Below are 14,827 nucleotides of genomic sequence, written 5' to 3'. Positions count from 1 at the left end.
GCGTGCAGCGAAGCGGGGAACAGCGGAGGCTCGAAGGGTTTTTCTGACGCGGGCTCCCGAGTCCCGGGGGTGCCCCTTCGTTTTCTCTCCCCGGCAGGCGGCACAGAATGAGCGCTGCCGACTACAAAGCGATTCCCCGCTTCTACTCCCCCATCCCGGACAACACGGACGTCACAGAGGCACACAAGGCCGCCGAGAAGATGGGCATCTCACTGCTTCCTCAGGGTGAGCAAGTCGCTCGACTATTGGAAGCCAAAAATTCTGACGGTCTCCCGATGTACCCCAAGGCCGTCATCCAAATGGGTAGGCGTGCTACAAAGACCAGTTCGATTCAGGCCACGCTTCTAGGCCGCTGCCTGTCCATCCCCGGCTACCGCATCATCTCGACGGCGCAGACGGGAACGCTTTCACAGCAGTTCCTCGCCGAGCTGGGGAGCACGCTGGAAATGTCATGGCCGGATGAGGCAACGCGCCCCTTCCGCTTCTACAAAAGCAACGGCTCAATCCGCATCGTCTTCGAGAACGGTTCACAGTGGCGGGCAGTGAAGCCGCAGGCCTCCGCCTTCCGTGGTTCCTATGCCGACTGCATCCTCTTTGACGAGGCGGGAGAGTACGACGCCAAGACGACGGAGGACCTGCTGGCCGGTGCCATCCCCGTGCTCGCCACACGTCCACAGGCTCAGCTCATCGTCACCGGCACTCCCCCAAAGGTGCGTGATGGGCTGCTGTGGAAGTACCTACAGCTAGGCCGCACGGACTCGGAAGAGATGGGCATCCTCGACTACTCCATGCGCCCCGATCAGGACGCCACGGATGAGGTCCTGTGGGAGGCCGTCTACCCCGGACTGTCCTCCGGACTGGTGCCGATCAAGTTCCTCAGGGAGGCGTTGGAGACCCAAGGACTACTTTCCTACTCCCGAGAATTCCTCTGTTTGGACCCTGTCGCGTCCTCCATCCGCGCCATTCCGGAAGAGGACTGGCTGGCTTCGCAGGTTCCGGAACTGCTGGACGTTCCCGCGTCCAACATCTCCATCTCGTTCGATATCACTCAGGACGGCTCCGCCGGTTCCGTCGCCGTCGCGTGGTACACGCCGGAAGGGATTCCCTCGGTTCAGGTGCTCGCCCACAAGGCCGGTTACTCGTGGATGCCTGCCTACATCGCCAAGCTGCTGACGGACAACAAGGGCATTGAGATCGGCTTTGACTCCATCGGCAACAACCTCTCGGTCTTCCAGACCCTGCAGCGCATGCCACGCGTGCCAAAGTCAGGGCTCCGTGCGCTGACCATGAAGGAAGTCTCAGCCGGTGTCTCCCTGCTGACGTCCCACGTCGCCGACCACGCCCTTGTGCACGCGGTGGATCCCTCGCTGGACAGGGCAGCGGAGGAAGTGGCCTTCCGGTATTCGGGAGACTCCCGGCTCTTCGGACGCCGCCAGTCCAACGCGGACATTTCCCCGCTGGTGGCTGCAGCCAATGCTCTTTACATTGCCGCCGGTAAACGCCATCAGGAACCACGGAGAAAGCGCGGTCCGATTCTCTTCTAAACGAACTTCATACAATTGCCGGTTTCATCCCGGGTATAATTGAGGAAGTTATGATGGCTTATAACTAATGCTTCCGGTGGTGGCTCGTTGCGTCTTGGGTAACCTATTCGCCACCGCCGGAAGTCAAGCAGTCTCAACGACATCGTCATAGAGACGCACGACACCAAAGACAAATCGACATCAGGCAACTAAACGTTGCTTTTCGTATTTGTCTTTGGAGTCAGTTTGGGTCTCTTTTCCAAGTCAGCAAGCATTGCTGCGTACAACCCTGCAACAGGGTTCGCCCAGTCCTCTCAGGTGACGGGCCTCTTCTCCCCGTCCACACTGGCGCTTGCCATCTTCCCGGACGTGGACACGTCCGCCTTCCCGGTTGACGCCGCGACCGCGCTCACCGTTCCCGCCGTCCAGCGCGGCATCCAAATCTTCTCGTCCGTTGGCTCGCGCCTTCCGCTGAAAGCCACGGACGCGGACGGCAACGACGTTGACCTTCCGTTCCTGAACCACACCGAGGGACCTATCACCCCGGCCAAGCGCACCTCCGGAATCATTCAGGACCTCATTTTTCACAACGCGAGCCTCATTCAGGTTGTACGCGACGCTGACGGCTACGTCTCAGCCTTCGCCCACGTCCCCGCTCACCTGTGGAGCCTCGACGCCAACGGCAACATCCTCGTCAACGGCAAGAAAGCCTCCAGCGACGACGTCGTCTACGTCCCCTCGATCATGCCTGCGGGCTTCCTCGAAGTTGCGCGTGACTCCGTGCGCCAGTACCGCAACATCGTCCGCACCATCAACAACCGCACCGCCGCCCCTGAGCCGGTCGTCATCGTCGCCGAGACCGAGGACGTGGCACCGACCGACGAAGAGATCGATCAGGCGCTTGCAAGCCTCGCCAACGCCCTGCAGTCCGAGCGCGGCGGCATTGTCTACCAGCCGAAGGGCCTAGAGATCAAAGGCTTCGGAGCCACCGACTCAGCCAACGCCCTGATGCTCGAAGCCCGCAACGCGCTCCGCGTCGATATCTCCAACTTCCTCGGAATTAGCGCGGACATGTTGGACGGTTCCGGCGGCGGAAATAGTCAGGTCTACGCGAATTCTGTTGATTCTCGAAATGAGCTTAGCGAATTGTCCCTAAAGACGTGGACCGAGCCACTGGCGGATCGCCTTTCGCAAGACGATTGCACACCGCCGGGCATCAAGATTTCCGTCGACTATTCCCTCTTCGATGCCTTCGTCAGTGCGAAGGGTAATACAGAAAGCCCGGTAATTCCGAATGTCTAACTTCCATGTGGCCGGTGAATTCCTCACCGCATCAATTGATGACCGCACCCTGACCTACAAGCTGCTTCCCTACGGCTCCGCAGGGTCCACCAACCTCGGAAAGATCACCGCCTCGAAGGGCTCCGTGACCATTCCTGAGGACATCACCGGACTGCCGGTGAACCTCGAACACGACTACAAGCAGCCCGTAGGCAAGTTCGCCTCCATCGAAGAGACCGACGAAGGCCTCTTCGCCACCGTCTCCATTGCCCGCACGTCCGCTGGCAACGACGCGCTCGAGCTGGCCGCGTCCGGTCTCCGCACCGGCATCTCGGTGGAGATTGACTCCCCCGTCATCCGTGCCGGAGCCCTGACCGCCGGAGTCCTCTCCGGTGCCGGTCTCGTGGTCCGTCCCGCGTTCGCTGACGCCCAGCTCGTGGCTTCCGACTTCGGAGACCTCCCCGTAACTACCTCCACTCCGGAACAGGACGACGAGGAAACACCCGCTGAGGCAGAAGCCGACGCATCAACACCCCCCGAGAAGGAAATCGAAATGCCCGAAAACGCATCTGTTCCGACCGAGCTTCAGGCCGCCCACGGTGGCGCTACGGCTCCCAAGGACCTCGCCACCGCTACTGCCCTAATCGCCAAGGCCTACTCCACCAAGGACCGCGTTCTCGCCTCCGCACTGGAAGAGGCCGGAATCGTTGGAGAGCAGAGCCTGTTCGCCGCGCTGTCCAACATCACCAATACCGCCCACAAGTCCAACGTGGAACAAGAGGAATGGTTGGGGGAGCTTTGGTCAAAGGCTCCGTACCAGCGCAAGTACGTCTCCCTCGTCACCCCCGGCACCCTGACCTCTTGGAAGGTTGAAGGCTGGCGCTTCCTGACCAAGCCCGTAGTAGGCGACTACGCGGGCGATCTCGCCGACATTCCTAGTAACACCGTCACCACCGAGGCCTACTCGGAAGAGGCCGCACGTCTGGCCGGTGGCTGGAAGATCGACCGCAAGTACGCGGACTTCGGCAACACCGAGTTCCTGAACAGCTTCTTCTCCGCAGCCGCACAGGACTACGCGCTCAAGACCGATCAGAAGCTCATTACGCGCATCTCGTCCGTCTCCACCAACGTGACCGGCGGCGCTGTCCCGGCCAACGTGAACGCGGGCATGTCCAAGATCGTTGACGGCGTCCTCGCCGTGAACACCAACACCAACGTTCTGCCGAGCTTCGCACTCGTGGCAACCGACGTGTACCGCACCATGCTTCTCACCCGCGATCAGGACTCCCTGAAGTACCTGTCTTCCGCTCTCGGCTTTGTCGACGGCAGCGTCGGCGGATTCCGCATCGTCCCGGCTCCGGAGCTTGCCGCCGGAACCGTCATCGTCGGAGCCAAGGAAGCCATTTCCTTCTACGAGCTTCCCGGCTCCCCCATCCGCGTGGACGCGCTGGACATCTCCAAGGGCGGTCTGGATGAGGCCCTGTTCGGCTACTACGCGATTGTCGTGAACAACGCCGCCGGACTCGTCAAGGTCGTCTAATTTCCGCTCCCAACCTGAAAGGCAGGCGCAATGTGGCAATGGACCGTTGACGTTGACTTCGTCAAGACCATTTGGCCGGAGGCCGTGGACATCGATCCGGACGTCCTCAGCACGCTTCTGTACACGGCAAGCAGTCTGTGTGCCGCCTACGCGCCTACCCACACTGACCCCGGCGTCACCGAGCAGGTGCCGGAGACATGGAAGCTGGCCTTGATATTTCAGGCCCGCCACACATGGGGGCAGATGTCCGGGGGCCAGAAGCAGGAATACGGGCCGGACGGTCTGGCCATCCCGGTCTATCCGCTGGTCTTCGCTGCGAGGGATCTCCTCCGTCCGAAAAGTTCCCCGCTACGGAGGCTCCGATGAGTGCCGCACGGAAGGACGTGGCGGAACAGATCAAGGCCGATAACCCCGGCTTCATCGTCACCGACTTCCCAGTCAGCGCACCGGAGAACATTCCTGCCGGAAAAGTCTCCGTCAACGTCTACCGGGACGGCTTCTCGGTCAACGACTCGAACAGCCAGATCACGCACTCATTGAAGGTGCTGGTCACGGTGTCGAAAAAGGGAACCGCCGCCGCAGAGGACGAGCTGGATGCCGCCGTTGACGCGGTCATGCTCTCGCTCGAAGCCATGCGGGATGTGTATTGGCAGGAAGCCCAGCGAACCATCGTGGCTGAGCAGTGGGAAGCCTACGAAATCAGCCTGCAAGCCGTCCGTCCTCAGATCTACAAATCACAACTTCTTACAGCCTGAAAGGCCTAAATCATGCCATCTCTTGTGCACAATCCCCTGAACATCAAGAACGCGATTGTCTCCATTGACGGAGTCGAGTACTCCGACGCGATCACTCTTGCCAAGCTCTCCAACACCTTCGACACCGCCGTATGGTCACCGGTCTCCGGCAACGTGCAGCAGACTGTGTCCCCGCTCGTCTGGACCTGCGACCTCGAATTCGGTCAGGACTTCACAGCCAACACCACCCTGACGGCAAAGCTCATTGCCTTTCACGGTCTGACTAAGACGGTCATCATCAAGCCGACCGGCACCGCAACCCAGTCTTGGACGTTCACAGCGACCATCACCGCGCCTAAGGAAATCGGCGGCGGAACCGGTGTCGCCACTACTTCCGCGAGCCTCCCCGTCAGCGGACAGCCGACACTCGTTTACGGCGTCTAAGTCCGATGAAGTTCTACGTCGATGGGAAGGGACTGAACAAGGCCGAACGCGTCTTTCGCCAGCTCCCCAAAGAGCTGAAGAATGACCTGCGCCGCGTACAGCGGGCCTCAGCCCTTCCCATCTGGCGTGAGGAAATCAACGCCCGCAGGAACGTCACCCCGGTTGCCTCCCGCGTCTACAAGGCCGGAATCTCCGTCAAGACCGGAGCCAACCTTGTGCTGACCGCCAAGGGCTCCAGCAAGAAAATCGGCTCCCGGAAGATTCCGCAAAACGCGCTACTCGGAGCTGCTGAATTCGGCTCGACGCCGAACAACTACACCAAGTACTACCGGCAGGCTCCGAACGGTCAGCGGCACACCATCACCCGCCGCACCCGCCGAGGACTCCCCCAGCACCGCAGGACCGGCTACGTCGCCGTACCGGCGTCAAAGGCCGCAGTGAGCCGCATTCAATCACTGACTATCCAAACCACTATCAAGCGTATTCACGACGCCGCAGAAGGCAGGTAACCCATGGCCGGTGGACGCCCCATCGATGTAGTCATCAACACTGACGTTGACGGCGTTGTAACCGGTGCCGAAAAGGTTGCCGACTCGTTCGACAAGATTCAGGATTCCCTCAAGGACACCGCCAAGGCCGGTGAGGACAGCTTTAAGGATGTGACCAAGGCCAGCGACAAGGCCGGTGACGCCATTGAGGACGATTTCAAGGACGCCGCCAAAGTCGTTGACCGCGACCTGACCAAGGCGCTCGAGTCCGTAGAGGATCAGGCAAAGACCACCGGCAAGACCGTAGGCCGAGAGGTCACGGACGGCACGGACAAGGCCGGAGAGGGCTTCGACAACCTCAAAGAGGAATCGGCCTCCACCGCCAAGGAAGCCGCCGCCTCGTTCGGCTCCATCGAGGACGCTGCCGACGCCATGCAGGAAGTTGTCGCCAACGCCTTCGTCGGCTTCGGTCCCGCCGGTATGGCCGCTGGTCTCGTTGCCGCCGCCGGAATCGGTCTCGTGATTTCCGCTCTGCAAGACAACGCAGACAAGGTCAACGAGAACAAGGAAAAAGTCATTGGAATGGCTCAGGCCATCAAGGACAACGGCGGTGTCCTTCGACAGAGCGATTACATCCAAGCCATGGAGGACTACGGCTATTCCATTGTGGACACCAAGGAATGGCTGGACATCTTTCAGGAAGACGCGATTACCGGCTTCGAGAAGATGTCCCAGCTCAGCAAGGACTCAGGCATTGACCTGAAGACCGCCTTCGACGGTTCCTTCGGTTCCGTCAAAGACGCCGAAGAGGGACTTGCAAAAGTCAACGACAAGCTGACTGCCCTCAAGGAAAAGAAGGAGGCGGTCTATAACACCACCGGCTCCATCATGGAACCCGTCGACACGGCGACACTGACTTCCCTTGAAGACCTCAAGACGAAGATGGAAGACAACATCAAGAATCAGCGGATCGCTGAGGAGATGGAGAAGCTTCGCCGCGCCGCCATTGAGGGCACCGTTGAAGCCACGCTTGAAGACATTGCCGCGCTCGAAAAGAAGAACAGCATTCTTCAGGACGGCGTCTCCGCCGAACTGGACTACTTGGACCAAGCCGCAGCGACCAAGGCCGCGTTCGAAGCAGGCACGGTAACGCTCGACAAGAACACGGAATCCGGGCGCGACAACATCCGCATGCTGCTGGATACTTCCGACGCCGCTATCACCATGGCCGACGACCAGCTCAAAGCCGGTCAGCCGGCGGACACCGTCGCCGCCAGCTATGACGCCCAACGCGAGGCCCTGCTCAAGCAGATGGACACCATGACCGGCTCGCGTGCCAAGTCAGAAGAACTCGCCAAGGCGTACGGACTCTTCCCCAAGGAAATCTCCACCGAGATCAAGACCAACGGCGCAGCCAAGGCTAAGACGGACATTGAGACCATCCCGGCCACGAAGGACACGACTGTCAACGTTGACGACGGCGGCACCACCGGAGCTGTACAGGGACGCGTGAACGCCATCACGGGCCGCGACAACGTCCTCGTGGACGTCGATGACAACCTGACCGTCGCCGCCGTCCAAGGCCGTATCAACGCCATCACGGGCAGGGACAACGTCTTTGTCGACGTCGACGACAACTACACCGTCAAGGCCGTACAGCAGCGAATCGACGGCATCAAAGGCCGCGACATGGTCAAGGTCGACGTGGACGACGACTACACCGTGCGCGAGGTCCAGAAGCGGATCGACGGCATCAAAGGCCGCAACGTGGACGTCAACGTCAACCTCGCCAATCTCGGCTCCGTGGAGGAAACCCTGCGCCGCCTCACGCTCCCCCGCACTGCCTACGTGGACATCGTTGAACGTCCCGGAAAGAGAGTCGTCTGATGACCACGCTCACGCTGACCGCCGACACCGTCACAACGTCCATCCTGCTCGAAATCGCCCTGACGTCCTCCGTCACCAAGATCACCCGCATCGACGTCAACGGCACCAACGACGTCCGCGTGAAGGACTATCAGCTTCCTTCCGCCGCGTCCGGAAAGCTCATCCTCTCCGATTACGAGGCGGCGAACGGGATCAACACCTATGCCGTCTACACCGCCGCCGGAACGGTCACTGCGAGCGCGGTACTCACGCTGGCAACTCCGTGGTTCCTGATTCCTCGCCTGCCGAACTTCTCCGCCAAGGTCCAGCAGCTCACGGACTACTCGTCCAGCCGCAAGAGCCTCTCGGTGGCCCATGACATCATCGGACGCCCGGATCCCGTGCTAGCCCTCGGTGGCATGGGCACCCGCCGTGGACAGCTCGAAATCTGGATGCCGGACTATCCCAGCGCCGCAGCACTCGAAGACGTCTTCAACCGTCAGGAAGTCGCGATGCTGAAACAGTCCGTCCCCAAAATGGACATGTTCTTCATCCCCGAAACCCTCGACGTCGTGCCCTACACGCCGCAGGGACAGTCGACGTGCTACCGCTTCACGGTCAACTTCCGGGAGACCAAGCGTCCGACCGGATCCCTTCGTGGTGCCATCGGCTGGACCTTCGAAGAGCTGGCCGTCTCGTTCGCTTCCTTCAACGAGGTTGCCGCTGCCTACGCCACCTTTGACGACCTTCTCCTACAGCGGGAGGTCTAGGGATGACGCTAAAGCCAGCGCCGCAGCCGTTCAGCGCTGACGCCGTCGCCAAGGTCTCCGAGTCCGTCCGGCATTACTACAAGGCCGTTGCGTACCCGCTGGACGGCGAGCCCATCACGCTGGACGTGCTGGACCTGCAAATCACGTTCTCCGAGGACTGGTCTCCGCACATCTCCGCCGACATCACCTGTGCCATGCCGGAGAGTCAGGCGGACATTGACGCGCTCGACGGGCGCAAATCCACCCGCGTTGAAATCGAACTCGGCTATGACCTCGACTCGCAGGAGCGCGAGACCCAGATTGTCGCTGACCTGATGATTTTCTCCCGCGAGCTGCGCTATTCCAGCGACGAAACGTCCATGAACATCACGGCGTCCTCGGACGAGCGCCGCGTGCAGGGGCAGACGTTTTTCGGGACGGAAACCCTCGATACCTCCGGCCTCATTGACTACGTGGCGTCGATCCTCGCAGCGGGCTCCACCATGAGTGAGATTCACGTCCTCTCCGAGTACTCGCCCACCTTCGGAGCCGGTGAGATTGCCCTGCTGGAGAAGCCGAAGGCGTCCACGATGAACGAGCCGCGCCCGAACGAGAACGCGTGGGACCTCATTGACGAGATTCAGCAGCGCACCGGCACATGGATCTACTGCAAGAACGGACGCGACTGGACCATCGAGCCGCGCCCGGAAATCGCCACGACCCCGCACCACACACTGACCACCGGCACGGACGGAACGGTCCTCAGCGCCAACATGACCACCGACCGCGAGAAGTTCTACAACCGCGTCGTGCTCACCTACAAATGGAAGGCCCGCTTCAACGAGTGGTCCTACACCCGCACCGGCCAAGCCTTCATCAGCTACGGCGACTTCAACATCGCCACGGTGGGCGAGAAGACCTACACCGAAGAGATCGACAAGGCCGCGAGCCAAACGCAGGCCGACGCCGCCGCACGCAACAAGCTCGCCCGGCTGCTCAGCAAAGGCCACACCTACGACGTCACAGCCCTTGCCCTGTACTCCGTGCGCCCCGGACAGACCATCCGCGCCCAGCTCTTCGGAGCCGACGAAAACCTTCTCGTGCAGTCCGTCACCTTCAGCCCCGGCTCCGGCCTCATGGATCTGGTCCTGCGCCGACCGGAACGAAACGAAATCATCTAGTCAGAAAGGGCAGTCATGCCAACAACAACCAATTGGGACATTTCCTACCCTGCCGGAACAGAAGCCGCAGCCGTTCACGACGCGATTCAGGCAACCGCCGAGAGCGTCGAATCCGCGCTGAACGCAGTCACCGCCGCCATCGACTGGACGCCGCTGACCCTCATCAACGGCTACGGCCCCTATGTAGGTGCCGGTGGTTACTACAACGGTCTCCGCGCCTCCAAGTCCGGCAACTTCATCCACGTCTCCGGCATCGTCAAGAACCCCACCACGGGAGACCCCAAGACGGTCATTGCCGTCCTTCCGGTCAACCTCCGACCGGCCTACACCGTCTTTGCTCCCGTCACCACCGGCAACGCCACAGTCCCGCGCGTTGTCGGCAACGTGGCGATTGGCTCCAACGGCAACATCAGCTACGAGACCGGCGCAACGGACCCCACCTTCGTCATGCTCAACTTCACCATCCCCGTCAACTAAGCGACTCCCCGCACGGGGATCGCTGTCTGAGGGGGCAGCAGTGGAAGTAGACGTCGAAAAGGTCTGGGGCGCAGTAGTCGCCAATGGCTCCCCCGGCGTCCTGATAACCGGCCTCATGATGCTTCTCGTCTACCTGCGCAAGCAGGAGTCCGGCGTCCGCGTCGAACTCAACACGTCGATGGCCCGGCTACAGCGCGAGAAGGAAGCCCTGCAGGCCACCATCGACAGGCTTGAAGCCGAAGCGCGGCAACGCGAACAGGAGTTCGACAAGCTCCGCAAGGCTCGCCGCGACGCCGAGGATGCCACCGAGATACAAAGGCGTCGCGCTGAACAGGCCGAGGCGGAGCTGAACAAAAACACGAAACAGTAAGAAAAAATACTTGCTACATTTGGGGGTGCCTGCCGTCAGGCAGGCCCAGGATGACAAAGGCGGGCAGCGTCTGGCCGATATCTGCCTCGACCTCCACGATGTAGCCGTTGAGCCCCACAAGGGCGACCGAGTACGTTCGTCCCAAGGCCATTACCCCACCCCCTTGAGGTGTTCAAAGGTCGGCTCGCACACGCCGTCGTCCAGGACGGCAATGACGTCAACGCGCCGCAGCGGCATCCGGAGCTCATGATCGCGGCACCAGGCTGAGCCTAGGCGATGCAGGCGGGCAAGCTTGTCCGAGCCCACGGCTTCGAACGGGTGGCCGTAGGCGAGCGACCGCCGAGTTTTCACTTCCGCAATGACGAGCGCATCGCCGTCCAGCGCAACGATGTCGATTTCGCCGTCGGGACAGCGCCAGTTACGCTCCACGATCAGCATGCCCAGCGATTCCAGATACCCGGCCGCGAGCTCTTCACCGCGCCGGCCCAGCAGGTCTTTGGCTTTCATTTCTACCTCCGCAACAAGACTGCGGGGGCTGCCTCACGCGGGACAGGGGCCTATCGCGCTATGTGGGAAACCCGCCCGAACAGGCGCTGTGGAGGGAAAGTGGCCGCGGTGGCAACCGGGTACAGCCGGGGGCGCGCACGAACGGCACCAGGCGTCTGATGGCGCCTCGGGGAGGGCTCGAGCTGCTACCGCAGCGGTCGGTGCGCCTAGTTGCCGAGGTCGACGTCCTTGGGCAGTGCGAGCTCCTCGCTGCGCGGGAGTTCCTCGACGTTCACGTCCTTGAACGTGATGACCCGGACGCTCTTCACGAACCGCGCGGAGCGGTAGACGTCCCAGACCCAGGCGTCCTGAAGCGTGAGGTCGAAGTAGACCTCGCCGTCGGCGCTGCGCGCCTGCAGGTCCACGTGGTTGGCAAGGTAGAAGCGCCGCTCTGTCTCGACCACGTAGCTGAACAGCCCGACGACGTCGCGGTATTCACGGTAGAGCTGGAGCTCCATGTCGGTTTCGTAGTTCTCAAGGTCTTCGGCACTCATGGTTCCATCTTGCACCATGCAGCGCGTCGCGCGCGCACCGGCTCCCTGCCGCCGAACCACAACAGGCACGGGCAGCGTCCAGGAACGGCTGTCCGGCCGGAAGGCCTACTCCGACAGCAGGTTCCAGCTGATCCGGTGGTACGGGCTGGGGCCGGCGGCCCGGATGGCTTCCCGGTGCGCGGCCGTCCCGTAGCCCTTGTTGACGTCCCAGCCGAAGACCGGGTACTCGAGGTGCAGTTCCTGCATCGTGCGGTCCCGCTCCACCTTGGCCAGGACACTGGCGGCGGCAACGCTCAGGCACTGCATGTCGGCCTTGACCAGGGTGTGCACGGGCGCGTCGCAGCCCGGATCCGCCACCACCTCGTCAAACAGCGAGGGCTGGACGTCCGGCGACAGCCAGTTGTGGCTTCCGTCCAGCAGGACCACATCGGGCGTGATGCCCGTCCCCAGGATCTCGAACCACGCCCGGTTTCCGGCCGTGCGGAGGGCGCCCATGATGCCCAGTTCATCGATTTCACGGGCGCTGGCGTGCCCCACGGCGCAGGCGACGCTCCAGGCCCGGACCAGCGGGTCCAGCCGCTCACGGTCGGCTGCCTTCAGCAGCTTGCTGTCGCGGACGTCCGCCAGCAGCTTCATCTGCCTCAGGTCCACGACGGCGATTCCCACGCTTACGGGCCCGGCCAGAGCCCCGCGGCCTACTTCATCGACGCCCGCCAGGTACCGCGCTCCCCGCGGCAGGAAGCGCTTCTCGTAGTCAAGCGTGGGTGCAACGGACATGTCTAGCCTGCCGGCGGGACGTTCTTGAAGACGTCCGGATAGTTGTCAAGGGCCGCCCAGCGGTTCAGCGGCCACGCGATGACGGCGGCCTTTCCCTCGATGTCGGCGATGTCCACGAACCCCCCGTTGGAGTCGGTGTGGGCGCGGGAGTCCGCGGAATGGTTGCGGTTGTCCCCCATGACCCAGACCTTGCCGGCCGGGACCACGACGTCGAAGTTGCGCACCAGGGGCACCTCGGCCGGGTTGACGTACTTCTCGTCCAGCGGAGCCCCGTTGACTGTGAGCTTGCCGTCCGCGTCGCAGCAGATGACGTGGTCGCCGGGCAGCCCGATGACGCGCTTGACGAGGTGCTGTTCGGAGTTGTCCGGCAGCAGGCCCACGAAGGTCAGCCCGTCCTCGACGAACGTAAATGGCCCGTCGGCTTTTTGCGGAGTGGGCGGCAGCCAGCCCTTGGTGTCCTTGAACACCACCACGTCCCCGCGTTCCAGGGCGAACGGCTCCGGCACCAGCAGGTTGACGAAGATGCGGTCGTTGATGTCCAGGGTGCTCACCATGGACTCGGACGGAATGTAGAAGGCGCGGAACAGGAATGTCTTGATCAGGAAGGACAGCACGACGGCGATCACCACCACCGTGGCGATCTCCTTCAGCCACAGCAGGAACGGGTTGCGGGCCGGAGTCGGCTTCTTCCGTCCTTCGCCCGCACGCGCGGCCGTGGACTCCGCGTCCGCGGCGTCCGCCGCTGTGGACTCAGCCGCTGCGGACACTCCGGCTGCGGGCCGTCCCGGCGCGGCGCCGCCCGGGTGTCTCTTATACACATCTAGATGTGTATAAGAGACAGACCCAGGCACGCCGGACGCGCCGGACACAGGCACGCCGGAATCACGGTTTCCGAGTGCAGGGTGTCCTGGGGCGGAGTCGCCAGGGACATCCACGGCCGGAACGGGCTCTCCCGAAGCGTGCCTCCCCGGCCTAGCAGCGGTCCGCTGCGGCTCGGAAGTCCCGGGATCTGTTTCCGGCATCTACTGTCCGTCCTTAGTCGTTGTAGTGGCCGCCAGCGGCGGCCGCGTCACTGACGCAAATCTATCAAGCGGCCAGATGATCTGTACCGGCCTACCGATCACCTTGTCCTCCCGTACCATCCCGCCGCCCGGCGCACCCAGCAGGCTGCGCGAGTCGGCTGACACGGAGCGGTGGTCACCCAGCAGCCAGAGACGGCCTGCCGGAACAATCACGTTGAACTTCTGGCTGCTCGGACTGTCCCCCGCATAAAGGTAGGGTTCCACAAGCGGCTGGCCGTTCACTGTGAGCCGCTGTCCGGCGTCGCAACAGACCACATGGTCGCCGGAAAGGCCGATAACCCGTTTTACGTAAGTAGTATCACTGCCGGTGACCCCCAGCCAGTGTCCTGCTGTGTCCAGCGCATCCTGCAGCGGGCCGGAACCGCTGCTGAGCGGAGCAAACGAGCCCCTGCCATCGAACACGACGACGTCGCCGCGCCGGATGGGCTCCGACTGTAAGTCGGTGCGGGACACCAGGATCCGGTCGCCGGTGTCGAACAGCGGTTCCATGGAGGCCGACGGTATGTAGTACACGTCCAGCCACAGCGAGCGGACCAGCCCGCTGACGATCACGGCCAGCGCAAGGGCCACCAACGCGAAACGCCAGCCCGGTTTCCCTGGCTGGCGTTTCGTGTGGTCCATGGTCCGTATCCTGTGGCGCTGTTGCGGATGGCTCCGGCGCTGGCCGGATACGGGTGGGACCCGCCGTGAAGTCCGGAGGGACTTACTTGGCGGTGCTGAAGTCGCGCTTTTCCTTGATCTTCGCAGCCTTACCGCGCAGTGCACGCATGTAGTAAAGCTTGGCGCGGCGCACGTCACCCTTGGTGACGAGCTCGATCTTGTCGATGATCGGGGAGTGCACCGGGAAGGTACGCTCAACGCCGACGCCGAAGGAAACCTTGCGGACGGTGAAGGTTTCGCGGATGCCGTCACCCTGGCGGCCCAGGACGAAGCCCTGGAATACCTGGACACGGGAGTTCTTGCCTTCGATGATGTTCACGTGAACCTTGAGGGTGTCACCCGCGCGGAACTCGGGAACATCGGTGCGCAGCGAGGCTGCATCTACGGAATCGAGGATATGCATTGATCCACTCCTGGTGAACGCCACAGGTCATTCACTTTGGGTCACGGCACCAAGCCCGGATTTAGGCCCGGGAATTGCCGCCGAAAGTGTTGTGGTCCGGTTCCGCCACTGATTGGCGGTACCGGGTTGCCTTGCTGTTGGTTGCGCTCCCCCTGTGGCAGGTGCGGACCCAGCAGACACAAGGACTAATTTTGCCACACTCGGCGGTCTTC

At 62.3% G+C, this 14,827-nt stretch carries 19 protein-coding genes; 12 read left to right on the top strand and 7 right to left on the bottom strand.

Annotated elements, in window-relative coordinates; translation table 11 throughout:
* Nucleotides 1-107: 107 nt before the first annotated feature.
* From B1A87_RS05265 to B1A87_RS05210, 12 genes are all read left to right on the top strand, one after another.
* Nucleotides 108-1,544, top strand: coding sequence for a hypothetical protein (locus B1A87_RS05265; protein ID WP_078026586.1), 1,437 nt, complete (start codon nucleotides 108-110; stop codon nucleotides 1,542-1,544).
* A gap of 348 nt (nucleotides 1,545-1,892) precedes the next feature.
* Nucleotides 1,893-2,825 (top strand): phage portal protein, encoded by a 933-nt coding sequence (locus B1A87_RS05260; protein ID WP_185982241.1) that lies wholly within the window; start codon nucleotides 1,893-1,895, stop codon nucleotides 2,823-2,825.
* Nucleotides 2,818-4,344, top strand: coding sequence for a hypothetical protein (locus B1A87_RS05255; protein WP_139362670.1), 1,527 nt, complete (start codon nucleotides 2,818-2,820; stop codon nucleotides 4,342-4,344). Before B1A87_RS05260 ends, B1A87_RS05255 begins: the two co-directional genes overlap by 8 nt.
* Before the next feature lie 30 nt (nucleotides 4,345-4,374).
* Nucleotides 4,375-4,710, top strand: coding sequence for a hypothetical protein (locus B1A87_RS05250; protein WP_078026589.1), 336 nt, complete (start codon nucleotides 4,375-4,377; stop codon nucleotides 4,708-4,710).
* A gap of 17 nt (nucleotides 4,711-4,727) precedes the next feature.
* Nucleotides 4,728-5,099, top strand: a complete 372-nt coding sequence (locus tag B1A87_RS05245; protein WP_139362671.1) for a hypothetical protein — start codon at nucleotides 4,728-4,730, stop codon at nucleotides 5,097-5,099.
* A 12-nt stretch (nucleotides 5,100-5,111) separates the two neighbouring features.
* A complete protein-coding gene (locus B1A87_RS05240; RefSeq protein ID WP_139362672.1) occupies nucleotides 5,112-5,522 on the top strand; it encodes a hypothetical protein in 411 nt (136 codons plus the stop codon).
* 5 nt (nucleotides 5,523-5,527) lie between these two features.
* Nucleotides 5,528-6,031: a hypothetical protein gene (locus B1A87_RS05235; RefSeq protein ID WP_078026592.1), complete on the top strand. Its 504-nt coding sequence runs from the start codon at nucleotides 5,528-5,530 to the stop codon at nucleotides 6,029-6,031.
* 3 nt (nucleotides 6,032-6,034) lie between these two features.
* Complete coding sequence (locus B1A87_RS05230; RefSeq protein ID WP_078026593.1) at nucleotides 6,035-7,897, top strand: hypothetical protein; 1,863 nt, start codon at nucleotides 6,035-6,037, stop codon at nucleotides 7,895-7,897.
* The gene (locus tag B1A87_RS05225; RefSeq protein ID WP_078026594.1) at nucleotides 7,897-8,646 is read left to right on the top strand and encodes a hypothetical protein; all 750 of its coding nucleotides are present in this window, start codon (nucleotides 7,897-7,899) and stop codon (nucleotides 8,644-8,646) included. Before B1A87_RS05230 ends, B1A87_RS05225 begins: the two co-directional genes overlap by 1 nt.
* 2 nt (nucleotides 8,647-8,648) lie before the next feature.
* Nucleotides 8,649-9,806, top strand: coding sequence for a hypothetical protein (locus B1A87_RS05220; protein ID WP_078026595.1), 1,158 nt, complete (start codon nucleotides 8,649-8,651; stop codon nucleotides 9,804-9,806).
* Between the two features lie 15 nt (nucleotides 9,807-9,821).
* On the top strand, nucleotides 9,822-10,283 hold the full coding sequence (locus B1A87_RS05215; protein ID WP_078026596.1) for a hypothetical protein: 462 nt from the start codon (nucleotides 9,822-9,824) through the stop codon (nucleotides 10,281-10,283).
* 40 nt (nucleotides 10,284-10,323) lie between these two features.
* Nucleotides 10,324-10,653 (top strand): hypothetical protein, encoded by a 330-nt coding sequence (locus B1A87_RS05210; protein WP_078026597.1) that lies wholly within the window; start codon nucleotides 10,324-10,326, stop codon nucleotides 10,651-10,653.
* A gap of 13 nt (nucleotides 10,654-10,666) precedes the next feature.
* Here B1A87_RS05210 and B1A87_RS22845 read toward each other — a convergent pair whose 3' ends face one another.
* From B1A87_RS22845 to rplS, 7 genes are all read right to left on the bottom strand, one after another.
* On the bottom strand, nucleotides 10,667-10,804 hold the full coding sequence (locus tag B1A87_RS22845) for a hypothetical protein (protein WP_185982240.1): 138 nt from the start codon (nucleotides 10,802-10,804) through the stop codon (nucleotides 10,667-10,669).
* The gene (locus tag B1A87_RS05205) at nucleotides 10,804-11,160 is read right to left on the bottom strand and encodes a YraN family protein (protein WP_078026598.1); all 357 of its coding nucleotides are present in this window, start codon (nucleotides 11,158-11,160) and stop codon (nucleotides 10,804-10,806) included. The genes B1A87_RS22845 and B1A87_RS05205 overlap by 1 nt, the downstream gene beginning before the upstream one ends.
* 206 nt (nucleotides 11,161-11,366) lie before the next feature.
* Nucleotides 11,367-11,693, bottom strand: coding sequence for a DUF2469 domain-containing protein (locus B1A87_RS05200; protein WP_056632617.1), 327 nt, complete (start codon nucleotides 11,691-11,693; stop codon nucleotides 11,367-11,369).
* Between the two features lie 105 nt (nucleotides 11,694-11,798).
* Complete coding sequence (locus B1A87_RS05195; RefSeq protein WP_078026599.1) at nucleotides 11,799-12,470, bottom strand: ribonuclease HII; 672 nt, start codon at nucleotides 12,468-12,470, stop codon at nucleotides 11,799-11,801.
* Nucleotides 12,471-12,472: 2 nt separating this feature from the next.
* Nucleotides 12,473-13,321 (bottom strand): signal peptidase I, encoded by an 849-nt coding sequence (gene lepB, locus B1A87_RS05190; RefSeq protein WP_395940266.1) that lies wholly within the window; start codon nucleotides 13,319-13,321, stop codon nucleotides 12,473-12,475.
* Between the two features lie 171 nt (nucleotides 13,322-13,492).
* On the bottom strand, nucleotides 13,493-14,173 hold the full coding sequence (gene lepB / locus B1A87_RS05185) for a signal peptidase I (protein ID WP_078026601.1): 681 nt from the start codon (nucleotides 14,171-14,173) through the stop codon (nucleotides 13,493-13,495).
* 82 nt (nucleotides 14,174-14,255) lie between these two features.
* Nucleotides 14,256-14,615, bottom strand: a complete 360-nt coding sequence (gene rplS, locus B1A87_RS05180; RefSeq protein WP_056632605.1) for a 50S ribosomal protein L19 — start codon at nucleotides 14,613-14,615, stop codon at nucleotides 14,256-14,258.
* Nucleotides 14,616-14,827: the final 212 nt, after the last annotated feature.

The organism is Arthrobacter sp. KBS0703 (assembly GCF_002008315.2).
Taxonomy (GTDB): domain Bacteria; phylum Actinomycetota; class Actinomycetes; order Actinomycetales; family Micrococcaceae; genus Arthrobacter.
Note: the sequence above shows the minus strand (reverse complement) of the source record. Positions and strands in the feature narration are given on the sequence as shown.